This is a genomic window from Paracoccaceae bacterium (assembly GCA_019454225.1).
Taxonomy (GTDB): domain Bacteria; phylum Pseudomonadota; class Alphaproteobacteria; order Rhodobacterales; family Rhodobacteraceae.
Genome location: CP075370.1, coordinates 1214723 through 1240215, shown reverse-complemented (window position 1 = coordinate 1240215; position 25493 = coordinate 1214723). Strand labels below are relative to the sequence as shown.

Annotated in this window: 24 protein-coding genes, 1 tRNA gene and 1 pseudogene; 9 read left to right on the top strand and 17 right to left on the bottom strand. The window is 67.2% G+C overall.

Translation table 11 applies throughout. From position 1 onward, the window contains the following. Nucleotides 1–11 precede the first annotated feature (11 nt). From KF887_05870 to KF887_05845, 6 genes are all read left to right on the top strand, one after another. Nucleotides 12–800, top strand: a complete 789-nt coding sequence (locus KF887_05870) for an SDR family oxidoreductase (GenBank protein QYK42634.1) — start codon at nucleotides 12–14, stop codon at nucleotides 798–800. Between the two features lie 269 nt (nucleotides 801–1069). Further along, entirely contained in the window at nucleotides 1070–2326 is a 1257-nt protein-coding gene (locus KF887_05865; GenBank protein ID QYK42633.1) for a PQQ-dependent sugar dehydrogenase, read from the top strand. Continuing rightward, the gene (locus KF887_05860; protein QYK42632.1) at nucleotides 2326–2922 is read left to right on the top strand and encodes a c-type cytochrome; all 597 of its coding nucleotides are present in this window, start codon (nucleotides 2326–2328) and stop codon (nucleotides 2920–2922) included. Before KF887_05865 ends, KF887_05860 begins: the two co-directional genes overlap by 1 nt. A gap of 62 nt (nucleotides 2923–2984) precedes the next feature. Next, nucleotides 2985–3058: transfer RNA gene (locus KF887_05855), tRNA-Gly, on the top strand. A gap of 267 nt (nucleotides 3059–3325) precedes the next feature. Next, on the top strand, nucleotides 3326–3571 hold the full coding sequence (locus tag KF887_05850; protein QYK42631.1) for a hypothetical protein: 246 nt from the start codon (nucleotides 3326–3328) through the stop codon (nucleotides 3569–3571). 66 nt (nucleotides 3572–3637) lie between these two features. Beyond that, nucleotides 3638–3895 (top strand): hypothetical protein, encoded by a 258-nt coding sequence (locus tag KF887_05845; protein QYK42630.1) that lies wholly within the window; start codon nucleotides 3638–3640, stop codon nucleotides 3893–3895. Between the two features lie 225 nt (nucleotides 3896–4120). Here KF887_05845 and KF887_05840 read toward each other — a convergent pair whose 3' ends face one another. The 5 genes from KF887_05840 to KF887_05820 all read right to left on the bottom strand — a co-directional run bounded on the left by KF887_05840 (nucleotide 4121) and on the right by KF887_05820 (nucleotide 8913). Further along, nucleotides 4121–5182 carry a DUF475 domain-containing protein gene (locus tag KF887_05840; protein QYK42629.1) on the bottom strand — a complete coding sequence of 354 codons (1062 nt, stop codon included), beginning with the start codon at nucleotides 5180–5182 and terminating at the stop codon, nucleotides 4121–4123. 209 nt (nucleotides 5183–5391) lie between these two features. Beyond that, on the bottom strand, nucleotides 5392–5859 hold the full coding sequence (locus KF887_05835) for a YHS domain-containing protein (GenBank protein QYK42628.1): 468 nt from the start codon (nucleotides 5857–5859) through the stop codon (nucleotides 5392–5394). A gap of 158 nt (nucleotides 5860–6017) precedes the next feature. Continuing rightward, on the bottom strand, nucleotides 6018–6653 hold the full coding sequence (locus tag KF887_05830; protein QYK42627.1) for a DUF1109 domain-containing protein: 636 nt from the start codon (nucleotides 6651–6653) through the stop codon (nucleotides 6018–6020). Then, on the bottom strand, nucleotides 6650–7204 hold the full coding sequence (locus tag KF887_05825) for a sigma-70 family RNA polymerase sigma factor (GenBank protein QYK42626.1): 555 nt from the start codon (nucleotides 7202–7204) through the stop codon (nucleotides 6650–6652). The genes KF887_05830 and KF887_05825 overlap by 4 nt, the downstream gene beginning before the upstream one ends. Nucleotides 7205–7317: 113 nt before the next feature. Beyond that, nucleotides 7318–8913, bottom strand: coding sequence for a 5'-nucleotidase C-terminal domain-containing protein (locus KF887_05820; GenBank protein ID QYK42625.1), 1596 nt, complete (start codon nucleotides 8911–8913; stop codon nucleotides 7318–7320). Nucleotides 8914–9075: 162 nt separating this feature from the next. Here KF887_05820 and KF887_05815 point away from each other — a divergent pair, with 162 nt between their 5' ends. Both KF887_05815 and KF887_05810 read left to right on the top strand, forming a co-directional pair. After that, a complete protein-coding gene (locus tag KF887_05815; GenBank protein QYK42624.1) occupies nucleotides 9076–9429 on the top strand; it encodes a DUF952 domain-containing protein in 354 nt (117 codons plus the stop codon). Beyond that, the gene (locus tag KF887_05810) at nucleotides 9426–10487 is read left to right on the top strand and encodes a quinone-dependent dihydroorotate dehydrogenase (GenBank protein QYK42623.1); all 1062 of its coding nucleotides are present in this window, start codon (nucleotides 9426–9428) and stop codon (nucleotides 10485–10487) included. Before KF887_05815 ends, KF887_05810 begins: the two co-directional genes overlap by 4 nt. A 17-nt stretch (nucleotides 10488–10504) precedes the next feature. Here KF887_05810 and KF887_05805 read toward each other — a convergent pair whose 3' ends face one another. From KF887_05805 to KF887_05785, 5 genes are all read right to left on the bottom strand, one after another. After that, nucleotides 10505–10741 carry an Lrp/AsnC ligand binding domain-containing protein gene (locus tag KF887_05805; protein ID QYK42622.1) on the bottom strand — a complete coding sequence of 79 codons (237 nt, stop codon included), beginning with the start codon at nucleotides 10739–10741 and terminating at the stop codon, nucleotides 10505–10507. A 54-nt stretch (nucleotides 10742–10795) separates the two neighbouring features. Continuing rightward, nucleotides 10796–12328, bottom strand: a complete 1533-nt coding sequence (locus KF887_05800; GenBank protein QYK42621.1) for an AAA family ATPase — start codon at nucleotides 12326–12328, stop codon at nucleotides 10796–10798. 62 nt (nucleotides 12329–12390) lie between these two features. Continuing rightward, nucleotides 12391–12585: a hypothetical protein gene (locus KF887_05795; GenBank protein ID QYK42620.1), complete on the bottom strand. Its 195-nt coding sequence runs from the start codon at nucleotides 12583–12585 to the stop codon at nucleotides 12391–12393. Between the two features lie 154 nt (nucleotides 12586–12739). Further along, complete coding sequence (gene ccrA / locus KF887_05790) at nucleotides 12740–14032, bottom strand: crotonyl-CoA carboxylase/reductase (protein QYK42619.1); 1293 nt, start codon at nucleotides 14030–14032, stop codon at nucleotides 12740–12742. A gap of 114 nt (nucleotides 14033–14146) precedes the next feature. Next, a complete protein-coding gene (locus KF887_05785; GenBank protein ID QYK42618.1) occupies nucleotides 14147–15511 on the bottom strand; it encodes a 1-acyl-sn-glycerol-3-phosphate acyltransferase in 1365 nt (454 codons plus the stop codon). Between the two features lie 134 nt (nucleotides 15512–15645). On the opposite strand from KF887_05785, the gene KF887_05780 reads away from it, so the two are divergent. Beyond that, on the top strand, nucleotides 15646–17610 hold the full coding sequence (locus tag KF887_05780; protein QYK42617.1) for a protein meaA: 1965 nt from the start codon (nucleotides 15646–15648) through the stop codon (nucleotides 17608–17610). Between the two features lies 1 nt (nucleotide 17611). Here the strand turns inward: KF887_05780 and KF887_05775 are convergent, their stop codons facing one another. The 7 genes and pseudogenes from KF887_05775 to KF887_05745 all read right to left on the bottom strand — a co-directional run bounded on the left by KF887_05775 (nucleotide 17612) and on the right by KF887_05745 (nucleotide 25492). Then, nucleotides 17612–18049, bottom strand: a complete 438-nt coding sequence (locus KF887_05775; GenBank protein QYK42616.1) for an ASCH domain-containing protein — start codon at nucleotides 18047–18049, stop codon at nucleotides 17612–17614. Further along, the gene (lpdA, locus tag KF887_05770) at nucleotides 18046–19434 is read right to left on the bottom strand and encodes a dihydrolipoyl dehydrogenase (GenBank protein QYK42615.1); all 1389 of its coding nucleotides are present in this window, start codon (nucleotides 19432–19434) and stop codon (nucleotides 18046–18048) included. Before lpdA ends, KF887_05775 begins: the two co-directional genes overlap by 4 nt. A gap of 82 nt (nucleotides 19435–19516) precedes the next feature. Next, a complete protein-coding gene (locus KF887_05765; protein ID QYK42614.1) occupies nucleotides 19517–19927 on the bottom strand; it encodes an MAPEG family protein in 411 nt (136 codons plus the stop codon). A 343-nt stretch (nucleotides 19928–20270) separates the two neighbouring features. Then, nucleotides 20271–21488: pseudogene (gene odhB / locus KF887_05760) on the bottom strand (2-oxoglutarate dehydrogenase complex dihydrolipoyllysine-residue succinyltransferase). A gap of 47 nt (nucleotides 21489–21535) precedes the next feature. Continuing rightward, nucleotides 21536–24496: a 2-oxoglutarate dehydrogenase E1 component gene (locus KF887_05755; protein ID QYK42613.1), complete on the bottom strand. Its 2961-nt coding sequence runs from the start codon at nucleotides 24494–24496 to the stop codon at nucleotides 21536–21538. Continuing rightward, on the bottom strand, nucleotides 24493–25332 hold the full coding sequence (locus tag KF887_05750) for an FkbM family methyltransferase (protein QYK42612.1): 840 nt from the start codon (nucleotides 25330–25332) through the stop codon (nucleotides 24493–24495). The genes KF887_05755 and KF887_05750 overlap by 4 nt, the downstream gene beginning before the upstream one ends. Further along, a complete protein-coding gene (locus KF887_05745) occupies nucleotides 25319–25492 on the bottom strand; it encodes a hypothetical protein (protein ID QYK42611.1) in 174 nt (57 codons plus the stop codon). The genes KF887_05750 and KF887_05745 overlap by 14 nt, the downstream gene beginning before the upstream one ends. Between the last annotated feature and the right edge of the window lies 1 nt (nucleotide 25493).

Here is a 25493-nt window from a genome sequence, read left to right as displayed (position 1 = left end):
GAGGAACGGCCATGGCCGATCTGATGAAGGGCAAGCGCGGCCTGATCATGGGCGTTGCCAACGAACGGTCGATCGCCTGGGGCATTGCCCGGGCCATGGCCGACGAGGGCGCCCAGCTGGCATTCAGCTATCAGGGCGAAGCCTTCGGCAAGCGGGTGGAGCCGCTGGCGGCGTCGGTCGGATCGGACCTGCTGGTCGATGTGGACGTGACGGACGACGACAGCCTGGACGCCTGTTTCGCGGCGCTGCGCGACCGCTGGGGGACGATGGATTTCATCGTCCACGCCATCGCCTATTCCGACAAGGCCGAACTGACGGGCCGGTTCATCAACACGTCGCGGGCGAACTTCAAGAACTCGCTGACGATTTCCTGCTTCAGCTTCATCGACATCTGCCGCCGGGCCTCGGACATGATGCCGGATGGCGGCACCTGCCTGACGCTGACCTTTCAGGGATCGAACCGGGTGACGCCGAACTACAACGTGATGGGCGTGGCCAAGGCAGCGCTTGAATCCTCGGTGCGCTATCTGGCCAATGACCTTGGCCCGCAGAAGATCCGGGTGAACGCGATCAGCCCCGGCCCGATGAAGACGCTGGCAGGAGCCGCGATCGGCGGGGCCCGCGCGACCTTTCGCCATACCGAGGCGAATGCACCGCTGCGGTCGAATGCGACGCTGGAGGCGGTGGGGGGCACGGCCGTCTGGCTGGCCTCGGACTACGGCGCCTTCACGACCGGCGAGGTGGTGCGCGTCGATGGCGGGTTCCACGTGCTGGGGATGCCGCAGGCCGAGCACCTTTAGGGGCCCGGGACAGGCCGACAGGCCCTGCGCTGCCGCAGGCGGCCTGCGTCATGCACAAGTTGCGACCAAAGTCGTATACATCCCCGCAACCATGGGGCGAGAATCCGTTGACCCGGCGTAAATTGGTGCACTAACCTTACCAATACCGGGGGTTTGCGACGCTGCCAACCGCCATGCCCCGGCACCCCGAAACCGGCGCAGCCGCTGCGCATCGGCCTGGCCGGTGTGTGCTGCTGCACGCTTCGGGCCATCATGATGGGGAGGAAAACATGCATCGACTGACAGGCACCGTCGCGGCCCTTGCGCTGACGGCGGGTGGCGCGCTGGCACAGGGCGCCGCCGTTCCCGACAATCTTGAGAAACTGTCGAACTTCCAGTCCACCGGCACCACGGAATTCATCTTCGTGGAGCAGGGTGGCGACTATGCCGAGGGGATCAAGAGGAACCTCGAACGCATCACGCTGCCGCCGGGGTTCAAGATCGGGCTCTACGCCGTGGTGCCCGATGCGCGGTCCATCGCGGTGGGGCCGCAGGGGATCGTGACCTTTGTCGGCACGCGCAAGGACAAGGTCTGGGCGGTCACCGACCGCAACAAGGACCGGGTGGCGGACGAGGTGAAGAACTTCGCGCCGTCGCTGACCTTCTCGATCCCGAACGGGCCGTGCTTCTCGAAGGACGGATTCCTGTACATCGCCGAGCAGAACCGGGTGCTGCTGTTCCCGGCGGCCGAGTTCTTCTACGAAAGCCCCGATGTCGCGGCGTTCAACCTGGTGGCCAAGGGTGACCTGATCCCGGTCGAGGAGGAGTCGTTCAACCACACCGCCCGGGTCTGCCGGATCGGACCGGACAACAAGATCTATATCTCGCTGGGCCAGCCCTTCAACGTGGCCCCGCCGGAGAAGCTGGACCTGTACAACCGCCATGGCATCGGCGGCATCATCCGGATGAACCTGGATGGCACGGGGCGCGAGGTCTATACCTACGGGGTGCGCAACTCGGTCGGCCACGACTTTCACCCGGTGACGGGCGAGCTGTGGTGGACCGACAACCAGGTGGACGGGATGGGCGACGACATCCCGCCGGGCGAACTGAACCGCCAGACCGCGGCGGGCCAGCACTTCGGCCATCCCTGGTATGGCGGCGGCACCGTGCGCACCAACGAATACGCCGGGCAGGAGGTGCCGGTGGAGGTGGTGCATCCGGTGGTCGAGACGGTGGCGCATGCCGCCGATCTGGGGATGTCGTTCTATACCGGCAACATGTTCCCGGCGAAGTACAAGAACGCGATCTTCTCGGCCCAGCACGGATCGTGGAACCGCACGACGCCGGTGGGGGCGCGGGTGATGGTCACCTTCATCGGCGAGGATGGCACGGCAACGATGGAGCCCTTTGCCGAGGGCTGGCTGGACGAGAACGGCGAGTATCTGGGCCGCCCGATGGATGTGGCGCAGCTGCGTGACGGGTCGATCATCGTGTCGGACGACCTGGCGGGCGCGCTGTACCGCATCTGGTACGAGGGGAACTGATGCGGCGTCTTGCGCATCTGGTGGGCGGGGTTGTCCTCGCCCACCTTGCGGCCCTTGCGGGGCTGGCCGAGGTTCCGGCGGGTGATCCTGCGGCGGGCAGGGTTCTGGCGGGCCAGTGCCGCACCTGCCACGGGCTTGACGGAATGGCGCGCATTCCGATCGCCCCGCATATCGGGGGCGAACCGGCGGGCTACCTGTCGCGCCAGCTTGCCGCGTTCCGGTCGGGCGCGCGCGAGCACGAGATGATGAGCGTCGTGGCAAAGGGGCTGACCGACGAGGCGATCGGCAACCTGGCCGCCTGGTACGCGGCGCAGGTGCCCACGGCGGGCCTGCCCGCGGGCCGGACCGAGGCCGATGCCCCCGAGGCCTGCACCGCCTGCCACGGTGCCGACGGCATGGCGACGATGGAGGACGCGCCGAACCTGGCAGGTGAGAACGTCATGTACATCGACACGCAGCTCAAGGCGTTCCGGTCGGGCAAGCGGGTGCATGACATCATGACCGGCATCGCGGCGGACCTGAGCGACGACGACATCCGGGCACTCGCCGCATGGTATGCGGGCACCACGCTGACGCTGGCGCCACCCTCGCCCTGATCGCGGCGGCGCCCCTTGGCACATCTTGCGACGGGCGCCGCAGCCTAGTATGACGGCCCGGCGCGGGCGTTGTGTAATGGTAAGACCCTAGCCTTCCAAGCTAGAGACGCGGGTTCGATTCCCGCCGCCCGCTCCATTTGACCCCCTTCTTGGCCATATTTCCCAACGACCTCCGACACTTGCGTTCCGTTCCGGTGCGCTTTGGAGCACACGCGGGGCCACATGGGACTTGTCTTGAAGCAAGTTGAATGCACCAAATCGGGCAGTTGGCAGTATCGCCGACCTAGTCGCCCGCGTGACCCGCGTGTCGGTCGAGACGGTGGAGATCGTGGAGGCGATGAAGGGAGCAAAGCGGACGCCGACCGCCGGCGTGGTCCGAGGGGATTAGGACGAGGTTTCGATCATGGACCATTGGCACTTAACTCTTGAAGGATACGGCGACAGGGACCGCGAAAGCGGAGACGTGATCACCAAGGATGGCGAGATCATCGGGACGTGGTCAGCCGACGCCGAAGGTCACTGCAGCTTCACGCCCAACGGACAGACGGAGCCAATCCTCTGGAATCCGTTCTTGGGCCTGTTCTGCAAGAGCGTGGCTGAGTGGCATGAAGAGCAGGAAGCCCAACGCAAGGCGGGAAGGCCCCTGTAACGAGGGCGCAGACAAGTGTCTTGCTATGTGGTTCAACACACCTAAGGCATTGAAATGGAGGCCCTTATGTTCTTCACCAAAGCGGGACGGATTGCCGCGTGGATTGCGACCGTAGTGGCGCTCATGTCCATCGTCCTAGGCTATGCAATTGGATGGGGCGGGACCGAAACCGCTTTGGCAGAGGCCTTCCGTATCGACTCTGCCCAGAAGGCCGCCGCTCAAAGCAAGCTGTCTCTAAGCCAAGGTTATGCCCTGCTGTTCTGCGGCCTTGTCTTGGGCATCTTGGCTGAGATCAGCGAGTCCGTGGCCAGTCGCGGGGAATGACCGCTTGCCTCGTCGGCGCAATGTTACCACACCTCAGGCACACAAGGCACTATCCAGCCGGAAGCGGAGCGCTTGGGAAGCTTTTGAGAAATATAGGAAAAGGCTGATAGCTTCAGGGTTCGATTTTCAAGCCCGGAGACCGCCGCCCGCTCCAATCCCGAAGCCGCGCCCATCGGACCCGCAGACGCGGCACCGTCGGGCGCCGTGCCGGGGGAGTGCCGCCGTTCAGGCCGGTCGCGCGCGGTTCCAGCGGATCGACGACCACAGCGACACGCCGATCAGCGCCGCGCCGCCAAGGCCGGTGATCACCTCGGGGATATGCACGAGCGTCTGGACATACATGATCACCGACAGGATGAGGATCGCGTAGAACGCGCCATGTTCCAGATAGCGGAACTGCTGCAGCGTTCCGCGCTCGACCAGCATGATGGTCATCGAGCGCACATACATCGCGCCGATGCCCAGGCCGATGGCGATCACGAACAGGTTCTGCGACAGTGCGAAGGCCCCGATCACGCCGTCAAAGCTGAACGAGGCGTCCAGCACCTCGAGATACAGGAACGCCCCGAGGCCACCGCGCGCCGCCGTTCCCATCGCCTCGTCGCTCTGGTCCAGAAGGCCGCCGAGGATCTCGACCAGCAGGAAGGTCAGAAGTCCGTAGATCGCCGACATCACGAAGACTTCGGCCTCGGCCGCCGGCAGCAGCCGCGAGAAGCCCAGCATGATCAGCAGCACGATCCCGATCTCGATTCCCCGGATCGTGGCCGAGCGGGCGATCTTTTCCTCGATCCAGCGGACCCAGTGCACATCCTTTTCATGGTCGAAGAAATAGGTCAGCCCGACCATCATCAGGAACGTGCCGCCGAAGGCCGCGATCGGCAGATGCGCGTCGTGCATGATGCGCGAGTATTCCTCGGGCTGGGTGGCCGCGAGGACCATCGCCTGCCAGGGCCCGATGTTCGCCGCGATCACCACGATCAGCAGCGGAAACACGATCCGCATGCCGAACACCGCGATCAGGATGCCCCAGGTCAGGAACCGGCGCTGCCATTCGGGGCGCATGTCCTTGAGCTTGTTGGCATTCACGATGGCGTTGTCGAAGGACAGGCTGATCTCCAGCACCGCCAGAACGGTGCAGATGAAGAAGATCGACAGCGTGCCGGACAGCGTGCCCGTGCTTTGCCAGCCCAGCAATGCCCCCAGCGCCAGACCGGCGGCGGTGACGATGAAGGCCCAGGTGAAATAGGACAGCGTGGGACGCGCCACCGGGGATGCGAGGCCGCTCATCGGGCAGCCCTCCCGCTGGCGGGGGTCGGGTGACGGGGTGTCATGAAAACGGTTTCCGCGCGGCGGGTGGAAGGGCGGCGCCGACATCGCAGGGGGGCCGCATTCCCATGCCAGAGGGGCCCGGTCGCCGATCGGGGCAACATGCCTGCGGAACCGGCAGAAATCAAGGGCGCTGCGAGGGCGGCGCGTGCCGCCCCCGCAGGGCAGTGTCAGAGCCTGTCGGCCTCGGTCGCGAAGATGCGCTTCCAGTTGCCCTCGCCCTTGCTGATCGTGCCGGCCGTATCCTTGAGGAACAGGTTGAAATGGGCGGCCTCGGAACTGTTCAGGTAGAGCTGGCCATCGACGATGGCGAAGAATTCCGGCCTGGTCGGCACCTTCTTGCCCTTCGAGGCACCGGCCGAGCACCAGCCGCCATAGGCGGGCGCGTATTTCGCGGGATCGGCGATGAACATGTCGCGGTTCTCGGCCGAGGCGAAGTTCCAGGCCGCGCCCTGATAGGTCGCGGTGAACATCGCGTCGCCCTTCGTGGGCATGCCTGCGGTATGATAGGCCACGGCGTCATAGCCGCCGATGGCGACCCCGTCGGCCAGATAATGTTCATCCGCCGCCATGGCGGACACCGGCGCGAGCAGGACGAGCGACAGGACAAGGCGGCGGGCTGTGGTCGAAAGGGTCATGGAGGGGCTCCCGTTGGGTCGATTGTACGTGCCGGGCCTTGGGCCCTGGCAAGCCGTGCCCCTGATGGGCGCGACACCGGGTCATCCGTTCGTGAAACCGGTCGCGTTACACCGGGACGGGTGCCCTGAACCATCCGTGAACGGATGCGAGGCGGCCGTTACCAGCGCAGCGCGCGCGGGCCGATCAGCGCACCCAGACCGGCCGCCAGCAGCATGCCGAGCGTGTACCACACCGCGATGAAGGCCGGGGCGCCTTCGGTACAGGCCAGCGCATAGGCCATGGCCGCCAGCCCGCCGGCGGCGAGGCCCGCCGCCGCCCCCGCAAGGCGCAGCCGCACGGGCGCAAGCTGGCGGGCCGCGGCCATCGCCACCGCCATCGCGGGAAGGGAAAGCGCCAGGATCGCCAGCGGGCATTGGGACGCCGACTTGCCCATCAGCCGCATGGACCGCGCGCCCGCGTCGGTGGACATCATGTCCGCGAGGCCGGACGCGAGTGCGATGCCCAGCACGGTGGCGACCATGGCTGCGGGAACCGCCACCGGCGCGCCGGGTCGCCCCAGACGCCGCAGCAGCCACAGCCCCGAGCCGGACAGCGCCGCCGCATAGATCAGCTTGGGCAGGGTCGCACTCGGCCCCCAGAGGCCGGGCGACAGGAACCCCAGCCACAGCGCAACCGCGAACGCCGCGGCGCCAAGCGCCAGCGGCAGGCCCATCAGCAGCCTGCGCATGTCGCCGGCGGACCGGACGGGCTCGGCCCCGGTGGCAAGCATCGCGATCAGGTCGTCAGTCTTCATGCCCCGCCTCCGCCTGCCCTGGCCATGAGACGCTGCAACCCGCGGTGCACGCGCACCTTCAGCGTCGTCACCGTGATGCCCATCCGCGCGGCGGCCTCCTCGGTCGAATAGCCCTCGACCTTGACCAGTTCGATCGCCTCGCGCTGCGCGTCGGGCAGCGTGCGCAGCAGCACGCCCAGATCGCGGCGGGCGACGGCGGCCTGCACCCCTTCGGACGTCTCGGGCGCCTCGTGCAGGCTGTCGTCCAGTTCGACCGTGCCGCGACGCCCCTGCCGACGCCAGTGGTCGGTCAGCCGGTAGCGCGCGATGGCATGCAGCCAGTTCGACACCGGCAGGTTCGGGTCGTGCGTGTCGCGCTTCAAGTGAATGGCCAGAAGCGTCTCCTGCACCAGGTCCTCCGTCTCGTCGGGCTGGCCCGCCAGCCTGCGCCCGTAATATGCCCTCAGGCGTCCGGCGATCAGCGCCAATGCCGTCCGGTAGGCCGCCGCATCGCCGCCCCGCGCCGCCGCCCATAGCGGTGCAAGCCTGTCCTCGAAGGGGTCGCCCGTCATGGCGATGGATGGTCCTTGCTGTTTACGTTGCGACGCGGCCAATCGTTACAGCCTGCGCGGAAAAGTGAAAGGGCGCGCCGATGCGGCGCGCCCCCGTCCGGCCGGTCAGCCCGTCACTTGCGGGTGATGCGACCGTCGAGCGCGGGCGATACCGGGCCCGACTTGGCCATGTATTCGGCCGTGACATCGGCCAGATCCGGGCCGTAGTCGTAGGCATTCGCCGCGTCAATGAACATGCGGTAGCCGTCGCCGCCCTTGCGGACGTAGTCATTCGACACGACACCATAGACCTTGGCCGGATCGATCGGTCCCCAGGTGCCGCCCTCGTTCACCATGACGTCGGACACCCGAGCGCCCTTTTCCGCCGCGGGATCGAAGGTGTACTTCAGCCCGGCCACCTGCGGGAAGCGGCCGCCACCGTCCTCAAGCGTGCTGACACCGTTCTCCAGCGCCTTGACGATGGTCTCGCCGCTGACCTGGAAGGTCGAGAGCGTGTTCTGGAACGGCAGCACCGTCAGCACCTCGCCCATGGTGACCGGACCGGCATCGATCGAGGCACGAATCCCGCCGCCGTTCTGAATCGCGATCTGAACACCCTGTTCCTTGACCCGGTCGAGCATGGCCTCGGCGATGATGTTGCCCATCGCGCATTCCTGCTGGCGGCAGGTCCCGCGCTCGCCGTCGAGCACGTCGCTCGCCTCGGCCACCACGCGCGCCTTCAGTTCCTCGATCGGCCCGGCCAGTTCCTTGATCCGGGCCTCGATGGCCTCGTCCTGCGGGACCGAGGCATCGAGGACGATGGTGTCGCCACCGGCAAACACCAGTTCGCCCGCATCGTCGAAGGTCAGTTCAAGATGCCCGACGTAGACGGAATAGGCCCCGGCCTGGACCACCGGCACGATCCCGCCCGATTCGGCATCGACCCAGGTCGGATAGGGCCCCTGGCGCTTGGGGTCGGTCGCCGACAGGTAGGTGTGGGAATGCCCGCCCACCACGGCATCGATCCCCGGCACCTTTGCCGCGATTTCCATGTCCTTGCGATAGCCGACATGGGTGACCGCGATGATCTTGTTCACCCCTTCGCCCGTCAGGGTGTCGACATCGGCCTTCAGGCTGTCGATCTCGTCCTGGAAGATCACGTTCGGACCGGGGCTTGAGGTATCCACCGTGTCGGTGGCCAGCGCCGAGATCAGCCCGATCTTCTCGCCGCCGACATCCAGGACGACATGGTTCTGCACGCGCCCCGCCAGCACGTTCGACTGGCTGACGTCGATGTTGCCCGAGATCACCGGGAAGGTCACGATGTCGAGGAAGGCCGCAAGGCCCTCGGGCCCGTCGTCGAATTCGTGGTTGCCGACCGCCATCGCGTCGAAACCGATCTTCTGCATCATCTCGGCTTCGACCGCGCCCTTGTAGGTCGTGTACATCAGGCTGCCCTGGAACTGGTCGCCCGCGTCGATGACGATGACGTTCTTGCCCTCGGCCCGCAGCGCGTCACGCAGTTCGTTGATCTTGGTGGCGACCCGTGCAACGCCCCCGAAGCACTTGTTTTCCTCGGCATCCTTTGACCCGCAGGTAGAACCGAAGGCGCTGACCTGCTCGATCCGGCTGTGCAGGTCGTTGATGTGCAGGACATGCAGCGTATAGTCGGCCTGCGCGGCACCGGCGGCCAGCGCGAAGGCCGATGTGGAAAGAAGACGGAACAGCATCGGCGGTTCTCCCTGTTCTGGTTTGCCTTGACACAATTCTGTTGCACGGCGTCCGAGTCAACGTCTGGCGTCGGGCGTAACCATCGCAGATGAAGGCCAGATGACGGAACGGGCAATATGGCGGGCATTGACCCGCGAACGGTCCGGGTGCATGACGCGGCCATGCTGATCTTCAAGATCTTCCGCCGTCCCGAATGGAATGCCTTCGCCGCCGCGGGCGAAACGGCAGGCGCGCCGGTGGACCTGGCCGACGGATACATCCATTTCTCGACCGCAGCGCAGGTGGCCGAGACTGCCGCCCGGCACTTTGCCGCGGAAAGCGATCTGGTGCTGGTGGCGGTGGATGCCGACAAGCTGGGCGCCGCGCTGAGGTGGGAACCGTCGCGCGGCGGCGCGCTGTTCCCGCATCTCTACCGTCGGCTGGCCATGGACGACGTGATCTGGGACAAGTCGCTGCCGCTGGGCGCCAGCGGCCACATCTTTCCCGAAGGCCATCTGTTCGAGAGCCAGCGGTGAGCCTGGTCGAACGTGCGGGGCTGACGCTGCTGCACCGGCTTGACCCCGAGGTGGCGCATGGCCTGTCGCTGCGGGCGCTCAACGCGGGGCTTGTTCCGCTGCCCGGTCCTGTCACCTCGCCCCGGCTGGCGGTGCGGCTGGCGGGGATGGAGTTGCGCAATCCGGTGGGGCTGGCTGCGGGATTCGACAAGAATGCGGTCGCCATCGCCGCGCTGTCGCGCGCCGGCTTCGGCTGGATCGAAGCTGGCGCCGCGACGCCGCGCCCGCAACCCGGCAACCCGAAGCCGCGCCTGTTCCGCCTGCGCGCGGACCGCGCCGCGATCAACCGGTTCGGCTTCAACAACGAGGGCGCGACGGCGATCGCCGCCCGTCTGGCCGCCCGGCAGCGCAGCACGGTGCCCGTGGGGCTGAACCTTGGCGCCAACAAGGACAGCACCGACCGCGCGGGTGACTTTGCGCAGGTGCTGGCAGCCTGCGGCCCCCATGTCGATTTCGCCACCGTCAACGTGTCGTCCCCCAACACCGAACGGCTGCGCGACCTGCAGGGGGCCGATGCGCTTGCCGCGCTGCTGGCGGGGGTCATGGCGGCGCGGGCCGCCCTGCCCCGCCCGATTCCGGTGTTCCTGAAGATCGCGCCCGACCTGTCCCCGGCCGAGATCGAGGCGGTGGCCGGGGTGGCGGAGACGGCGGGGGTCGATGCCATCATCGCCACGAACACCACGCTGTCGCGCGAGGGCCTGACCTCGCCCGATGCCGCGCAGGCGGGCGGCCTGTCGGGGGCGCCGCTGTTCGAGCGGTCGACCCGGGTTCTGGCGCGGCTGTCGGTGGCGACGGGCGGGCGCATGCCGCTGGTCGGCGTGGGCGGGATCGGTTCGGGCGAAGACGCGCTGCAGAAGATCCGCGCCGGGGCGACTGCCGTGCAGCTTTACACCGCGCTTGCCTATCAGGGCCTGTCGCTGGCCGCACGCATCGCGCGCGATCTCGATGCCGCCCTGGCGCGCGAGGGCTTTGCCTCGGTGACCGAGGCCGTGGGCACCGGACGCGACCGCTGGTTGTGACCGGCCGGGCGCGGCTGTCAGAATGCCTTGAAGGTCATCGTGGTCAGCGTGCGCACGATGCCCGGGATGTCGAACAGCCGGTCGGACAGGAAGTGCCCCACATCCTGATCCGCCGGGATGTAGACCTTTGCAATCAGGTCGTATTCGCCGGATGTCGAGTAAAGCTCGCTGACCACCTCGCGGTCCCAGATGGCGTTCGCCACCTCGTAGGTCTTGCCGGGGGTGCAGCGGAACTGGACGAAAACGCAGATCATCGGGGGGCTCCTTGTGCGCGCAGCCTAGCCGTGCCCGCGCGTCGGCGAAAGGGGCTATGCTTCGGCCGGTCCTTCCTCCAGCGCCAGACCCGCCGGGGCAACGCGCCGCAGGTCATCCACGCCCAGCGGTTCGATCGGCCGCGCAAGGCGGTTCCGCACCACCCAGACCAGACGCTTCTCGGCGCGCGTGATCGCGACATAGGCAAGCCGCTTCCACAGGGGCAGCCCGGCCTCGCTGCGCCCGGCCTGCGCGGCGGCCCACAGGTCGGGGGCAAAGACCTGTACGGTTTCCCACTGCGACCCCTGCGCCTTGTGGATCGTCACCGCCGCGCCATGCAGGAACACGGCCCCCATCCGCGCGGCCGAGGGGATGAAGGGTTCCTCCTCGTCCGGCTTCTCGATCTTGATGATGGCGGCGGCGGAAACCTGCGGCTCTTCCGCCCCCACGACATGCAGCCGCGCGAATCCCTCGCGGTTTCCCGGCCCGAGATAGATCGTCTGCGCACCCTTGATCAGCCCCCGCGCCTCGAGGTCGATCCGCTTCTTCCGGTGCTTCAGGGGCAGCTCGATCCCGTCGCAGATCAGCGGCTCGCCCGGCAGAAGCGCGTCGTCGGGTGCCCCATGGGCCAGGCGGAACGCCGTGATCAGGCGGATGCGCGTGCTGTTTCGCCAGACCAGAACCGGGGACCGCGCCATCAGCCCCGCATCCACCCGTTCGGCCACGCAGACACGATCGTCGGCACGGGCGGCACGTTCGACCATGCGCTCGAACTCCTCGAACCCGATATCACCCGCCAGCGCATGTGCCAGATCGAGGATCGGGTTGCCCTCGGCCTGCCGGTGAATGCGCGACAGGGTCAGACGACGCGCGGGGGCAAGCCTGTCGAACACCATCTCGCCCGACTGGCCCACGGGCGCCAGCTGGGCCGGATCGCCGAACAGCACCAGCGTCGAGAAGATCTCGCGCAGGTCATCGAACTGGCGTTCGTCCAGCATCGAGCTTTCGTCGACAAAGCCCACATCCAGCGGGTCCTCGCGCCGCTTCCAGCCCTTGATGAAATCCGACCCCCGAAGGCCGGCCGCCGCCAGTGCGCCGGGTATGCTGGCAACCTGGCTGTAGAAGGCATGCGCGCGGTCAAGCGCCAGGTCGGTCAGGCCCTCGACCACCGGGCGCGGACCGTTGCCGGCCAGCCATTCGGCGATGCGTTCGTACTGCGGATCGTAGACCGGGGTGTAGAGGATGCGGTGGATCGTGGTCGCGGGCACGCCGCGCAGGCGCAGCACCGACGCGGCCTTGTTCGTGGGCGCCAGCACCGCCAGCGTGCGCCGGTCGCGGCGGCGGCGCCCCTCCCAGTCGGCCGAGACGATGTCGACGCCCGCAGCCTGCATCGCCTTGGTGAGCGCGGCCAGCAACATGGTCTTGCCCGACCCGGCCTTGCCGACCACGGCAAGCACGCTGGCCCGCCCCTCGGTCACGGGCGACGTGGTGCCGTCGTCGATATCGACACCGGTATCGCGCAGCACCTCGGCCAGGCGATCCCAGGCGTCGGCCTGATCCTCGGAAAACGGCAGTGCGGGCAACGGCATGGCGGCACCCTAGCCGCAGCCTGCGGCCAAGGCCAGACGACGCGGATGCGGCGCGGTCAGGCTCAGTGCGGGCGACCGCCGGGCGGCGCGCCGTGGCCGCCGGAGTCGTCGGTGTCATCGCCGATGGCCAGTGCCGCGATCTCGGCCCGGGCGACGCGCATCGCATGTTCGGCCTGCTCCGCCAGCGCAGGCAGGCCGTTGGCCTGCGCGTAGGTGCGCAGGTCCATCAGCACCTCGAAGATCCAGTCATGGCGCATCGCGCCCCCGGGGCGGGCATTGGGTTAATCCGCGCTAACCTTAAACCCGACCGCCGCCCGAGAGTATCCCGATACCCCGCGACAGTCCGTTGCCACGGCGGATACAGCAAGAATTTGCCAACGCTGCGCGAAACTGTGGCAGCCGCCCGTCGGATCAGGCCGATCTGCTGGCCTCCAGCGTGTCCTCGAAGGTGCGCAGGCCGGTGCGGGGGGCCTGCACGAGCACGGCCATGTTGCCGGGCTTGTGCTGGTTCTTCCACATCTTCGTATGGGCCTGCGGAATCTCGGCCCATGCAAAGACCTCGGACATGCAGGGATCGAGGCGCCGCTCGACCATCAGCTTGTTGGCGGCAGAGGCCTGCTTCAGATGGGCAAAGTGGCTGCCCTGAAGGCGCTTCTGGTGCATCCACATGTAGCGCACGTCGAAGGTGCAGTTGAACCCGGTGGTGCCTGCGCAGATCACGACCATGCCGCCCTTCTTGCACACCAGCGACGACACCGGAAACGTCGCCTCGCCCGGATGTTCGAAGACCATGTCGACGTTCACGCCCTTGCCGGTGATGTCCCAGATCGCCTTGCCGAAGCGGCGCGCCTCTTTCAGCCAGTCGTTGTATTCGGGGCTGTTCACCTTGGGCAGCTGGCCCCAGCACTTGAAGTCGTTGCGGTTGATCACGCCCTTGGCGCCGAGCCCCATGACGAAATCGCGCTTCGTCTCGTCGCTGATGACGCCGATCGCGTTGGCGCCCGCCGTGTTGATGAGCTGGATCGCATAGGAGCCGAGCCCGCCGGACGCCCCCCAGACCAGCACGTTCTGGCCGGGCTTCAGGTCATGCGGTTCATGGCCGAACAGCATCCGGTAGGCCGTCGCCAGCGTCAGCGTGTAGCAGGCCGATTCCTCCCAGGTCAGGTGGCGCGGGCGGGGCATCAGCTGCTGCGCCTGCACGCGGGTGAACTGGGCAAAGCTGCCGTCCGGCGTCTCATAGCCCCAGATCCGCTGGGTGGGGCTGAACATCGGGTCGCCACCGTTGCATTCCTCGTCGTCGCCGTCGTCCTGGTTGCAGTGGATCACCACCTCGTCGCCGACCTTCCAGCGCTTGACCTTGTCGCCCACTGCCCAGACGATGCCCGAGGCATCCGATCCGGCGATGTGATAGGGCTGCTTGTGGCCGTCAAACGGGCTGATCGGCACGCCAAGCCCCGCCCAGACACCGTTGTAGTTGACGCCCGCCGCCATCACGAGCACCAGCACCTCGTTCGAGTCGATCTTCCAGGTATCGACAACCTCGACCTGCATCGCCTGTTCGGGTGGACCGTGCCGGTCCCGCCGGATCGACCAGGCATACATCTGCCGCGGCACATGGCCGAGCGGCGGCATCTCGCCCAGAGCGTAGAGGTCCTTCACGGGGGCCTCGTAGGGAACGATTCCCGGTGCGTTGTCCAGTGCCATGCGGGTCTCCTGTCATCCAATGTGTATGCCGCAATGCAGAATCATGACGGCGTTGCAGCAGGGATAGCTATCGCCGCGCAACATTGCAATAGAACACAGGTCAGGTTTGTAATTTTATGTCTGCCGCGTTGCGGCATTGTCCTCCAGGCGCTGCAGCACCGGCGCGGCGTAGAAGGCCAGAAGGTCCGGCGCGGCCGGGATCAGACCGCCCTCGCCTTCGGCCACGATCCCACGGGCGACCAGCGGCACAAGGCCCGCCCCGGCCACGTCTTCGGCAGGCAGGCGCAGCACCGCGCCTTCGGCCGCAAGGCGTTCGGCCAAGGCGGCGACGCGGGCGGGCAGACCGGCGCGCGGCACCGGCCCGGACGACAGGGCCGCCGCCACCAGCGGCACCGGGACAACCGGCACGGCAAGGCGGATGCGCGCCATCAGGTCCGCCCCGAGCGCCTCGGTCGACCGGTCGGGGGTGGCGGACAGCCAGCCGCGCAGCGACAGCGGCGCGCCGAAGCCTGCTGCGACCGTGCCGAACCCTGCAAACCGTCCGCGCATCCGCCGCCAGAGCATCCGGCCCACGAAGGCGGCGATGGTGAGCGGTCGCGCCCGGAACCGCCGCGTGCCGGCCGCCGCCGCTTCGGTCAGCAGGCGGTCTTCCAGGACCCGGTCATAGGCCAGCCCCACAGGCACGAACACCACATCGCGCCCCTGCGCATCGAACCCCGTCAGGATATAGTGCAGCAACCCCATCCGCGCATCGCCCACCCGCCCCGTCAGGCTCAGGCCACCTTCGGGGAACATCGCCTGCGTCGTCCCCTCGGCCGTGGCGATCTGCACGTAGCGGGCCAGCACCTTGCGATACAGCGGATTGCGAGAGTTGCGGCGGATGAAGAATGCCCCCATCGCGCGGATCAGACGGGACAGTGGCCAGACACGGGCCCATTCGCCCACCGCGTAGGACAGCGTCGTGCGCTCGGCCACGAGCCAGGTGATCAGCACATAGTCCATGTTGGACCGGTGGTTCATCACGAAGATCACGGTGGCCTTGGGGTCGATCTGGGCCAGGGCCTCGTCCACCTGCCCGATCCTGACGCGATAGAGCAGCCGCGAAAGCGCCCGCGCCGCGCGCGTGGCGAATCCGAAGTAGAGGCTTGCGGAAAAGCCCGGCACGATCTCGCGGGCATAGCCCTCGGCCTCGGCAAAGGCGACCGCGGGGGGGGCGCCGGTTTCCGCCGCATGTTCGGCGACCGCCTCCATCACCTTGGGATCATAGGCCAGGCGCGTGACCATGTCCTTGCGTCGGGCCAGACGGAAGGGCTCGATGGGCCGCTGGAGGCGGGTGTTCAGGCGGGCGACCACTCGTTCCATCCGCCGCCGCAGGAACCACCGGATTCCCGGCCCGATCACCCGGTCCAGCGTTGCCACCATCGCGAGGATCAGCACCAGAGCCAGCAGCCATACGGGGATCTCGACGGTATCGGCCATGGGACGACCGTAGGGTGCCACGGGCGTCCGGTAAATCCCGCCATGCCGCAGCGCAGCGGATTGACAGCGGAACGAAATGTCGCCTACCTGCGCGATGACGAAACGATATTGCGCGCCGATTCACGGAGACCCCGATGACCGCACCCAAGGAAGCCCCGTGGCTGTTCCGGACCTATGCCGGGCACTCGACCGCCGCGAAATCGAACGCGCTCTATCGCACGAACCTGTCGAAGGGCCAGACCGGGCTGTCGGTGGCCTTCGACCTGCCGACCCAGACGGGCTATGACAGCGATCACGAACTGGCGCGCGGCGAGGTCGGCAAGGTGGGTGTGCCGGTGGCGCATCTGGGTGACATGCGGCTGCTGTTCGATGCGATCCCGCTGGACCGCATGAACACCTCGATGACCATCAATGCCACGGCGCCCTGGCTGCTGGCACTGTATGTTGCGGTGGCCGAGGAACAGGGGGCCGACATATCGGCACTTCAGGGCACGGTGCAGAATGACATCATCAAGGAATACCTGTCGCGCGGCACCTACATCTGCCCGCCGCAGCCCAGCCTGCGGATGATCACCGACGTGGCGGCCTGGACGCGGGAACACCTGCCGAAATGGAACCCGATGAACGTCTGCTCGTACCACCTGCAAGAGGCTGGCGCGACGCCGGAACAGGAACTGGCCTTTGCACTGGCCACCGCCCAGGCGGTGCTGGACGACCTGCGCCGCAAGGTGGCGCCGCAGCACTTCCCCGAGATGGTCGGGCGGATCAGCTTTTTCGTGAATGCCGGCATCCGCTTTGTCACCGAGATGTGCAAGATGCGCGCCTTCGTGGACCTGTGGGACGAGATCTGCCTTGAACGCTACGGAGTCGCGGATGCCCGCTATCGCCGGTTCCGCTATGGCGTGCAGGTCAATTCGCTGGGCCTGACCGAGCCGCAGCCGGAAAACAACGTCTACCGGATCCTTCTGGAAATGCTGGCCGTCACCCTGTCCAGGAAGGCACGGGCACGGGCCGTGCAGCTGCCGGCCTGGAACGAGGCGCTCGGCCTGCCCCGTCCATGGGATCAGCAATGGTCGCTGCGGATGCAGCAGGTTCTGGCCTATGAAACCGACCTGCTTGAATATGATGACCTTTTTGACGGCAACCCGGCGGTTGACCGCAAGGTCGCGGCGTTGAAGGACGGCGCCCGGGCCGAGCTTGCGGTGATCGACGGCATGGGCGGGGCGGTGGCCGCGATCGACTACATGAAGGCGCGGCTGGTCGAGGCCAATGCCGAGCGGATCGCCCGGATCGAGGGCGGCGAGACGGTGGTGGTGGGGGTGAACCGCTTCACCTCGACCGAACCCTCGCCGCTGACCACCGGCGAGGATGCCATCATGACCGTCGATCCGGCGGCGGAAGCCGAACAGGTTCAACGGCTTGCCAACTGGCGGGCCACCCGCGACGCGGCGGCGGTCGCGGCCGCGCTGGCACGCCTGCGGGCGGCCTGCGCAAGCGGCGAGAATGTCATGCCCGCTTCGGTGGCGGCTGCGAAGGCGGGTGTCACGACGGGGGAATGGGGGGCCGTGGTGCGCGCCGCCTTCGGGCAGTACCGCGCGCCCACCGGGGTTTCGAAGGCCCCGTCGAACCGCACCGAGGGGCTGGAGCCGATCCGCGAGGCGGTGTCGAACGTCTCGGCGCGGCTGGGGCGGCAGCTGAAGTTCCTTGTGGGAAAACCGGGGCTTGACGGCCATTCCAATGGCGCCGAACAGATCGCGGCGCGGGCGCGGGACTGCGGGATGGACATCACCTACGAGGGCATCCGGCTGACCCCGGCCGAGATCGTGGCGGCGGCGGCGGACCAGAAGGCGCATGTGCTGGGCCTGTCGATCCTGTCGGGCTCGCACCTGCCGCTGGTCGCCGAGGTGATGCAGCGGATGCGGGCGGCGGATCTGGGCCAGGTGCCTGTGATCGTTGGCGGAATCATCCCCGACGAGGATGCGGCGCGGCTGCGGGCGATGGGTGTCGCTGCGGTCTACACGCCCAAGGATTTCGAGCTGAACCGGATCATGCTGGACATCGTGGGGCTGGTGGACCGGGCGCCGGTGGCGGCGGAATAGCTCACGGCGTCCAGACCACCCGGAAGCGTTCGCACAGCAGCGCCGTGTCGGCGGTGAAGGCGGGGTCAAGCGCCTGATACCATTGCAGCATTCCGGCGCGGAACGCGGCAGCGTCGGGCCATTCGGCATAGGCCGCGATGAAATCCGGCGGCATCGCGTTCAGGCAGAGGCGCGTCATCGACAGGGTTTCGACCACCGCGCGGGGGCGTCCGGCCGCGCCAAGGAGGATCGACAGGTCACCGGGTTTCGGGGGCGGCTGATCACCGAATTCCTTCGGATGCGAAGATGTTGCGGTCTTGCTGCCGCAGACCACCAGATCTGCACCCTCGTCCGATCCCGCCCCGATCCCGAAGGCGGAATGGAACCGGGCGTCGGCATCGGGCGGCGCCGCGCCCGATGCCATGTAGGCGGCCCAGAAGGCAGCCTGCCCCTCGGTCATGCGTGGATCGCACCGTCACCGCAGGCCAGCGCCGCCTCGCGCACAGCCTCACTATATGTGGGGTGCGCGTGGCAGGTCAGCGCAAGATCCTGTGCAGATGCGCCGAACTCCATGGCGACGCAGATCTCGTGGATCAGGTCACCGGCCATCGGCCCGATGATATGCGCGCCCAGAATGCGGTCAGTGACCTTGTCGGCGATGATCTTCACGAAACCCTCGCCCTGATGCACCGCCTTGGCGCGGGCGTTGCCCATGAAAGGGAATTTCCCGATCTTGTAGGCGCGACCTTCCTCTTTCAGCTGTTCCTCGGTCTTGCCGACATTGGCGGCCTCGGGCGTGGTGTATATCACGCCGGGGATTACCCCGTAGTTAACGTGGCCATGCTTGCCCGCCAGGATCTCGGCCAGGGCCATGCCCTCGTCTTCGGCCTTGTGGGCCAGCATCGGCCCCGCGATGGCATCGCCGATGGCGTATATGCCCTTGATATTGGTCGAGAAGTGATCATCGGTCTTGACCGTGCCACGGGGGCCCATCTCGACCCCCAGCGCGTCGAGGCCGAGACCCGCCGTATAGGGTTTGCGGCCCGTGGCCACCAGAACGGCATCGGCCTGCAGGCTGTGCTCACTGTCGTCCTTGCGCAGCCGGTAGCGCACGGTGGCCTTGCCCTTGGTCACGTCGGCACCCTGCACCGCTGCCCCCAGGACGAACTTGAGCCCCTGCTTCGACAGGATTCTCTGCAGGTTCTTGGACAGTTCGCCATCCATGCCCGGCGTGATGTGGTCGAGGTATTCGACCACCGTCACCTCGGCCCCCAGACGGGCATAGACCGAACCCATTTCGAGGCCGATCACGCCCGCGCCGATGACCACCAGCCGTTTCGGGATGGATTTCAGCGCCAGCGCGCCGGTGGAGGTGACAATGACGGTTTCGTCCACGGTCACGCCGGGCAGCGCGGCGGATTCCGAACCCGTTGCGATCACGATGTTTTTCGCGTTGTGAACCTCATCCCCGACCTTCACCTGGCCGGGCGCGGGGATCGCGCCCCAGCCTTTCAGCCAGGTCACCTTGTTCTTCTTGAACAGAAACTCGATGCCCTTGGTGTTCTGGCCGATCACCTCGTCCTTGTAGGCCAGCATGCGCGACCAGTCGACCTTGGGCGCGGCGCCCATCAGGCCCATTTTCTCAAAGTTCTCATGGGTTTCGTGCAAGAGGTGGGTGGCGTGCAGCAGCGCCTTCGACGGGATGCAGCCGACGTTCAGGCAGGTGCCGCCCAGCGTTTCGCGGCCTTCGACAACGGCCACCTTCTGGCCCAGTTGCGCCGCGCGGATGGCGCAGACATAGCCGCCGGGGCCCGCGCCAAGGATGATCGTATCGAAGTCGGCCATGGTTCTTACCTTTCGGTTAACGGTCTGGCATGCGTCTGGCAGGCGTCTGGCTTGCGTCCAGACATCCGGCGGGCGCGCGCGGTCATGTCAGGGTGGCCAGGATCATGGCCACGGTGGCGAGAAATCCCGCGGCCCAGATGACCGAGCGCCAGGGCACCCAGCCGAAGGCATAGGCGGGAACATAGAGGATGCGGGCGGCGAGGTAGGCCCAGGCGCAGACGGCGGTGAAGCCCGAGGACTGGCCCGACAGGGTGACGACGACCACCGCGAGGGTGAACATGATCAGCCCCTCGAAGTGATTGTTGAGCGCGCGGAACAGCCGGCCGGTGCGGGGGCTGACCTGTTCGATCAGCGGCTTGCCCAGCCGGTCGGGATCGCGGGGCGACATGGTTTTTCGCGACCCGAGTTCGAGGTTCGCGGGCACCGACATCAGGACGTATTGCACGGCCTGCAGGAGGCCCGCGAGGGCGAGGGCGGTGAGTTCGGGGGTCATGGCTGCGCCTCTCTGGCCATTGCTATGTCCTCTGCCAGTTCAAGTTTCGCAGGGCCCTGGTAGGGTGCGCTTCAGCGCACCTTGGGCGCGGGGTGGTGGTGCGCTGAAGCGCACCCTACGCAATGGCTCATCCGTCAGCGCGCGCTTCCCACGACGCATCTGCATCACCCGTGACAACGCTGACTTCCAGCGCCTCCTTGTCGTGGCCAAGGTCGACGTAGAGGATGGGTCCACCAATGAATTTGATCGTGACGTTCCGATCATTGTCCTGTCGCACCCATTCGACTGCATAGCCTTCAAGCAGATAGGTCAGTCGCGCACTGATTCCGGTGAGGTCGTCTACTCACAGATCCATCAGCAGCCGCCGCGGATCCTCAAGCGCCTCCTTCACCCGGACGAGGAAGGTGACCGCGCCCTTGCCGTCCACGATGCGGTGGTCGTAGCTGAGCGCAAGATACATCATGGGCCGGATCACGATCTGGCCGCCGACGACCACGGGTCGGTCCTGGATCTTGTGCATGCCGAGGATGCCGGACTGCGGGGGGTTGAGGATGGGGGATGACATCAGGCTGCCGTAGACGCCGCCGTTCGAGATGGTGAAGCTGCCGCCCTGCATCTCGGCCATGGAGAGCTTGCCGTCGCGGGCGCGCAGGCCCAGTTCGGCGATCTTCTTCTCGATGGCGGCAAAGGACATCTGGTCGGCGTCGCGCACGACGGGGACGACGAGGCCCGAGGGGGTGCCGACGGCCACGCCCATGTGGACGTAGTTCTTGTAGATCACGTCGGTGCCGTCGATCTCGGCGTTGACCTCGGGCACCTCCTTCAGCGCGTGGCAGCAGGCCTTCACGAAGAAGGACATGAAGCCCATCTTGACCCCGTGCTTCTTCTCGAAGGCGTCCTTGTATTCGTTGCGCAGGCCCATGATGCCGCTCATGTCGGCCTCGTTGTAGGTCGTGAGCATTGCGGCGGTGTTCTGCGCGTCCTTCAGGCGGCGCGCGATGGTCTGGCGCAGGCGGGTCATCTTGACCCGTTCCTCGCGCGCGGCGTCATCGGCGGGGACCGGGGCGCGGGGGATCGGCGCTGCCGCCGGGGCGGGGGCCGGGGCGGGCGCGGCCTTGGCGGCGGCCACGTCCTCTTTCATCACGCGGCCGTCGCGGCCGGTGCCGGTGACCTGGTCACGGCTCAGCCCGGCCTCGGCCATCGCCTTTTTCGCGGCCGGCGCATCCTCGACATCGCGGCGCGGCGCGACGGTTTCCGGCCCGGCGCCGGGCGAACCCACCGCCTCGGCCGCGGCCGCCTTGGGTTCGGCCTTCTTCGGTGCAGGGGCGGCGGCGCCCTCGGTGATCACGGCAAGGCGGGCATTGGCGGCCACGGTCGTGCCTTCGGGCGCGAGAATCTCGGCCAGGACGCCGGAGACGGGCGCGGGCACCTCGACCGACACCTTGTCGGTTTCCAGTTCGCACAGCATCTCGTCCTGCGCCACGGCGTCACCCGGCTTCTTGAACCAGGTGGCCACGGTCGCCTCGCTCACGCTTTCGCCCAGGGCGGGCACCATCACGTCGGTCATGTCTCAACTCCTTGGGCCGGGGGCGCCCGGCATATGCTTCTTCAGGCGAGGGTCAGGGCTTCGTTCACCAGCGCGTCCTGCTCCGCCTTGTGGCGGGAGGCGAGGCCGGTGGCGGGCGAGGCGCTGGCGGCCCGGCCCACATAGCGGGCGCGGGAATGCGAGGCACCGATGCGGGTCAGAACCCATTCGAGGTTCGGCTCGACAAAGCTCCACCCGCCCTGGTTCTTGGGTTCCTCCTGGCACCAGATCATCTCGGCGCCCTTGAAGCGTTCCAGTTCCTTCACGAGGCTGAGCGCCGGGAAGGGATAGAACTGTTCGAGCCGCAGCAGGTAGACATCATCGGCGCCGCGCTTGTCGCGTTCGGCCAGAAGGTCGTAGTAGACCTTGCCCGAACAGATGACGACACGTCGGATCTCGGCATCGGGCCTGAGCGTCAGGTCGGAATGGCCCTTCTGCGCATCGTCCCACAGCACGCGGTGGAACGTCGAGCCGGTGGTGAAATCCTCGGCGTCCGAGATGCACATCGGATGCCGCAGCAGGGATTTCGGCGTCATCAGGATCAGCGGCTTGCGGAAGCTGCGGTGAACCTGGCGGCGCAGGATGTGGAAGTAGTTGGCCGGGGTCGAGCAGTTCGCCACGATCCAGTTGTCGTTGGCCGACATTTGCAGGAAGCGTTCGGGCCGGGCCGAGGAGTGTTCGGGCCCCTGCCCCTCATACCCGTGCGGCAAGAGGCAGACGAGGCCCGACATGCGCAGCCACTTGCTTTCGCCCGAGTTGATGAACTGGTCGAACATGATCTGCGCGCCATTGGCGAAGTCGCCGAACTGCGCCTCCCACATCACCAGGGCGTTGGGTTCGGCAAGGCTGTAGCCGTATTCGAAGCCGAGCACGGCGTATTCCGACAGCATCGAGTCGATCACCTCATACCGCGCCTGACCCTCGCGGATGTGGTTGAGGGGGTAGAAGCGTTCCTCGGTCGACTGGTCGATGAAGGCGGAATGGCGGTGGCTGAAGGTGCCGCGCGTGCAGTCCTGCCCGGCCAGGCGGACGGGGAAGCCCTCGGTCACCAGCGAGCCGAAGGCCAGCGCCTCGGCCGTGGCCCAGTCGAAGCCGCGGCCGGATTCGAACATCGCCTTCTTGGATTCGAGCTGGCGCCCGATGGTCTTGTGCAGGTCGAAGCCCTCGGGCACGCGGGTCAGCGCGGCGCCCACCTCGGCCATGGTTTCGGGGGCAATGGCGGTCTGGCCGGGCTGGTAGTCTTCCTTTTCGCGGTCGAGGCCGGACCAGCGGCCGTCCAGCCAGTCGGCCTTGTTCGGGCGGAAGTTCTTGCCCTGCTCGAATTCCTCGTTCAGCCGGGCCTGGAAGGCGGCCTTCATGTCCTCGATCTCGCCCTCGGGGATCAGGCCGTCGCGCACCAGCCGTTCGGTATAGAGCTGCAGCGTCGTCTTCTGCTTGCGGATGCGGGTGTACATCGCGGGGTTGGTGAACATGGGTTCATCCCCCTCGTTGTGGCCGAAGCGGCGGTAGCAGAAGATGTCGATCACCACATCCTTGTGGAACTGCTGGCGGAATTCGGTGGCCACCTTGGCGGCATGCACCACCGCCTCGGGGTCGTCGCCGTTGACGTGGAAGATCGGCGCCTCGACCATCAGGGCGATGTCGGTCGGATAGGGGCTGGAGCGCGAGAAGTGCGGCGCGGTCGTGAAGCCGATCTGGTTGTTCACGACGATATGGATGGTGCCGCCGGTGCGATGCCCCTTCAGCCCCGACAGGCCGAAACATTCGGCGACCACGCCCTGCCCCGCAAAGGCCGCGTCGCCGTGCAGCAGGATCGGCAGCACCGTGTGGCGGTCGGCGTCGTTGTACTGGTCCTGCTTGGCGCGGACCTTGCCCAGCACCACGGGGTTCACCGCCTCGAGGTGGCTGGGGTTGGCGGTCAGCGACAGGTGGACGGTGTTGTCGTCGAAGGTGCGGTCGGACGAGGCGCCGAGGTGGTACTTCACGTCACCCGAGCCGTCGACATCCTCGGGCTTGTAGCTGCCGCCCTGGAATTCGTGGAAGATCGCCCGGTAGGGTTTCTGCATGACGTTGGCCAGCACCGACAGGCGGCCGCGGTGGGGCATGCCGATGACCACGTCGCGCACGCCCAGATTGCCGCCGCGCTTGATGATCTGTTCCATCGCGGGGATCAGGCTTTCGCCGCCGTCAAGGCCGAAGCGCTTCGTTCCCATGTACTTGACATGAAGGAACTTCTCGAAGCCCTCGGCCTCGACAAGCTTGTTCAGGATGGCGCGGCGGCCCTGGCGGGTGAACTGGATTTCCTTGCCCAGACCCTCGATCCGCTCCTTAAGCCAGGCGGCCTGCTCGGGGTTCGAGATGTGCATGTATTGCAGCGCGAAGGTGCCGCAGTAGGTGCGTTTCACGATCTCGACGATCTGGCGCATGCTGGCATGGGTCAGGCCCAGCACGTTGTCGATGAAGATCGGGCGGTCCATGTCGGCCTCGGCAAAGCCGTAGGACCGCGGGTCCAGCTCGGGGTGGTTGGTGTCCTCGCGAAGCCCGAGCGGGTCGAGATCGGCGGCCAGATGGCCACGGATACGATAGGCGCGGATGATCATCAGCGCGCGGATGCTGTCGAGAACGGCGCGCTTGATCTGGTCGTCGGTCAGGGCGACCCCGCCCTCGGCGGCCTTGGCGGCGATCTTCTGCGCGGCGGCGCGGCCCTCTTTCGCGGGGGCCTGCGGCCATTCGCCGGTCAGCGCGGCGGTCAGGTCATCGCCGGGCGCCGGCGGCCAGTCATTCCGCGCCCATGACGGGCCCCGCGCCGCGCGCTGCGCATCCACCTCGGTCTCTCCGAGGCTGCGGAAGTATTCGGCCCATCCGGGCTCGACCGAGTTCGGGTCGGCCGCATGGCGGGCCTGCAACTGGTCGATGTAGTCGGCATTGGCGCCATCCATGAAGGTCGAGGCGCGGAAGGCGGCGTTGGGGGTCTGTTCGGTCATCGGGCGGGCTCCCTGTTCGCGGTGGCCGCGGGGCGCGGCGTGGCGAGGTAGTTGAAGGCGAGGAACGGATACTCGCGATACAGCGCGAAGGTTTCGGCGGTGATCGGCGGGCGGTTGTAATGCATGTCGAAGACGGCGCGGATGTCATAGGCCATCTCGTCCGTCAGCCAGGCGAACAGCGCGGGGTAGTCGGCCATCGCAAGGTCGGGGTCGCGGGCGGCGCCCGCCTCGAACAGGATCACGGGCCGGTCGCGCGACAGGATGCGCGCGGCGCCGCGCAGGGCGGGGTATTCGAAGCCCTCGACGTCGATCTTCAGGAAATGCAGCGGCACGTCCCGGGGAATCATGTCGTCCAGGCGGCGGGCGGGAACGGTGATGGCACGGGTGGCGCCCCGGCTGGCGCGGTCGGCCAGCGAGGAGAAGCCGGGGTTGGCGGTGTTGACATGGAACATCACCGGGCCGGGCGTGTCGCTTGCCGCCTCGGCAAAGACCTGCGCGCGGGGGAACCGGCGGGCCAGGAGCGCGGCCTTCTGCGGCACTGCCTCGACCGCGAACAGGCGCCCCCCGGGCGCAAGCCGCGCCAGAAGCGCGGTGAACGAACCGACATGCGCGCCCACGTCCGCGGTGTTCCAGTCGGGCCGGATCAGCCGGGCCAGGACCTTCGGCATCAGGATGGCTTCCTGCCGCAGCAGGCCGAGTTCGGGATGCCGCCATGTCTGCCCGAAGCCCAGCATCCGGTGAAGCCGGTCGAACAGCGGCCCGGCAGGACTGGTTGCCAACCTGTGGCGGAGCCAGAGGCCCGCACCGGGGGCGCCAAGCGTCTCAGGGACGGGCATGGATCAGCACTCCGGCGCCCGCCGCGATCCAGCGGGCGTTCGGTTCCGCATGGGCGAGCGTCTGGGCAAAAGCAACGCCAAGCGCGAGGAACAGGGCGCCGAACGCGGCGAGCGCCGCGCGCGACGGTCGGTCGGATGGCTGGTCGGTGCGGTCGTCCATG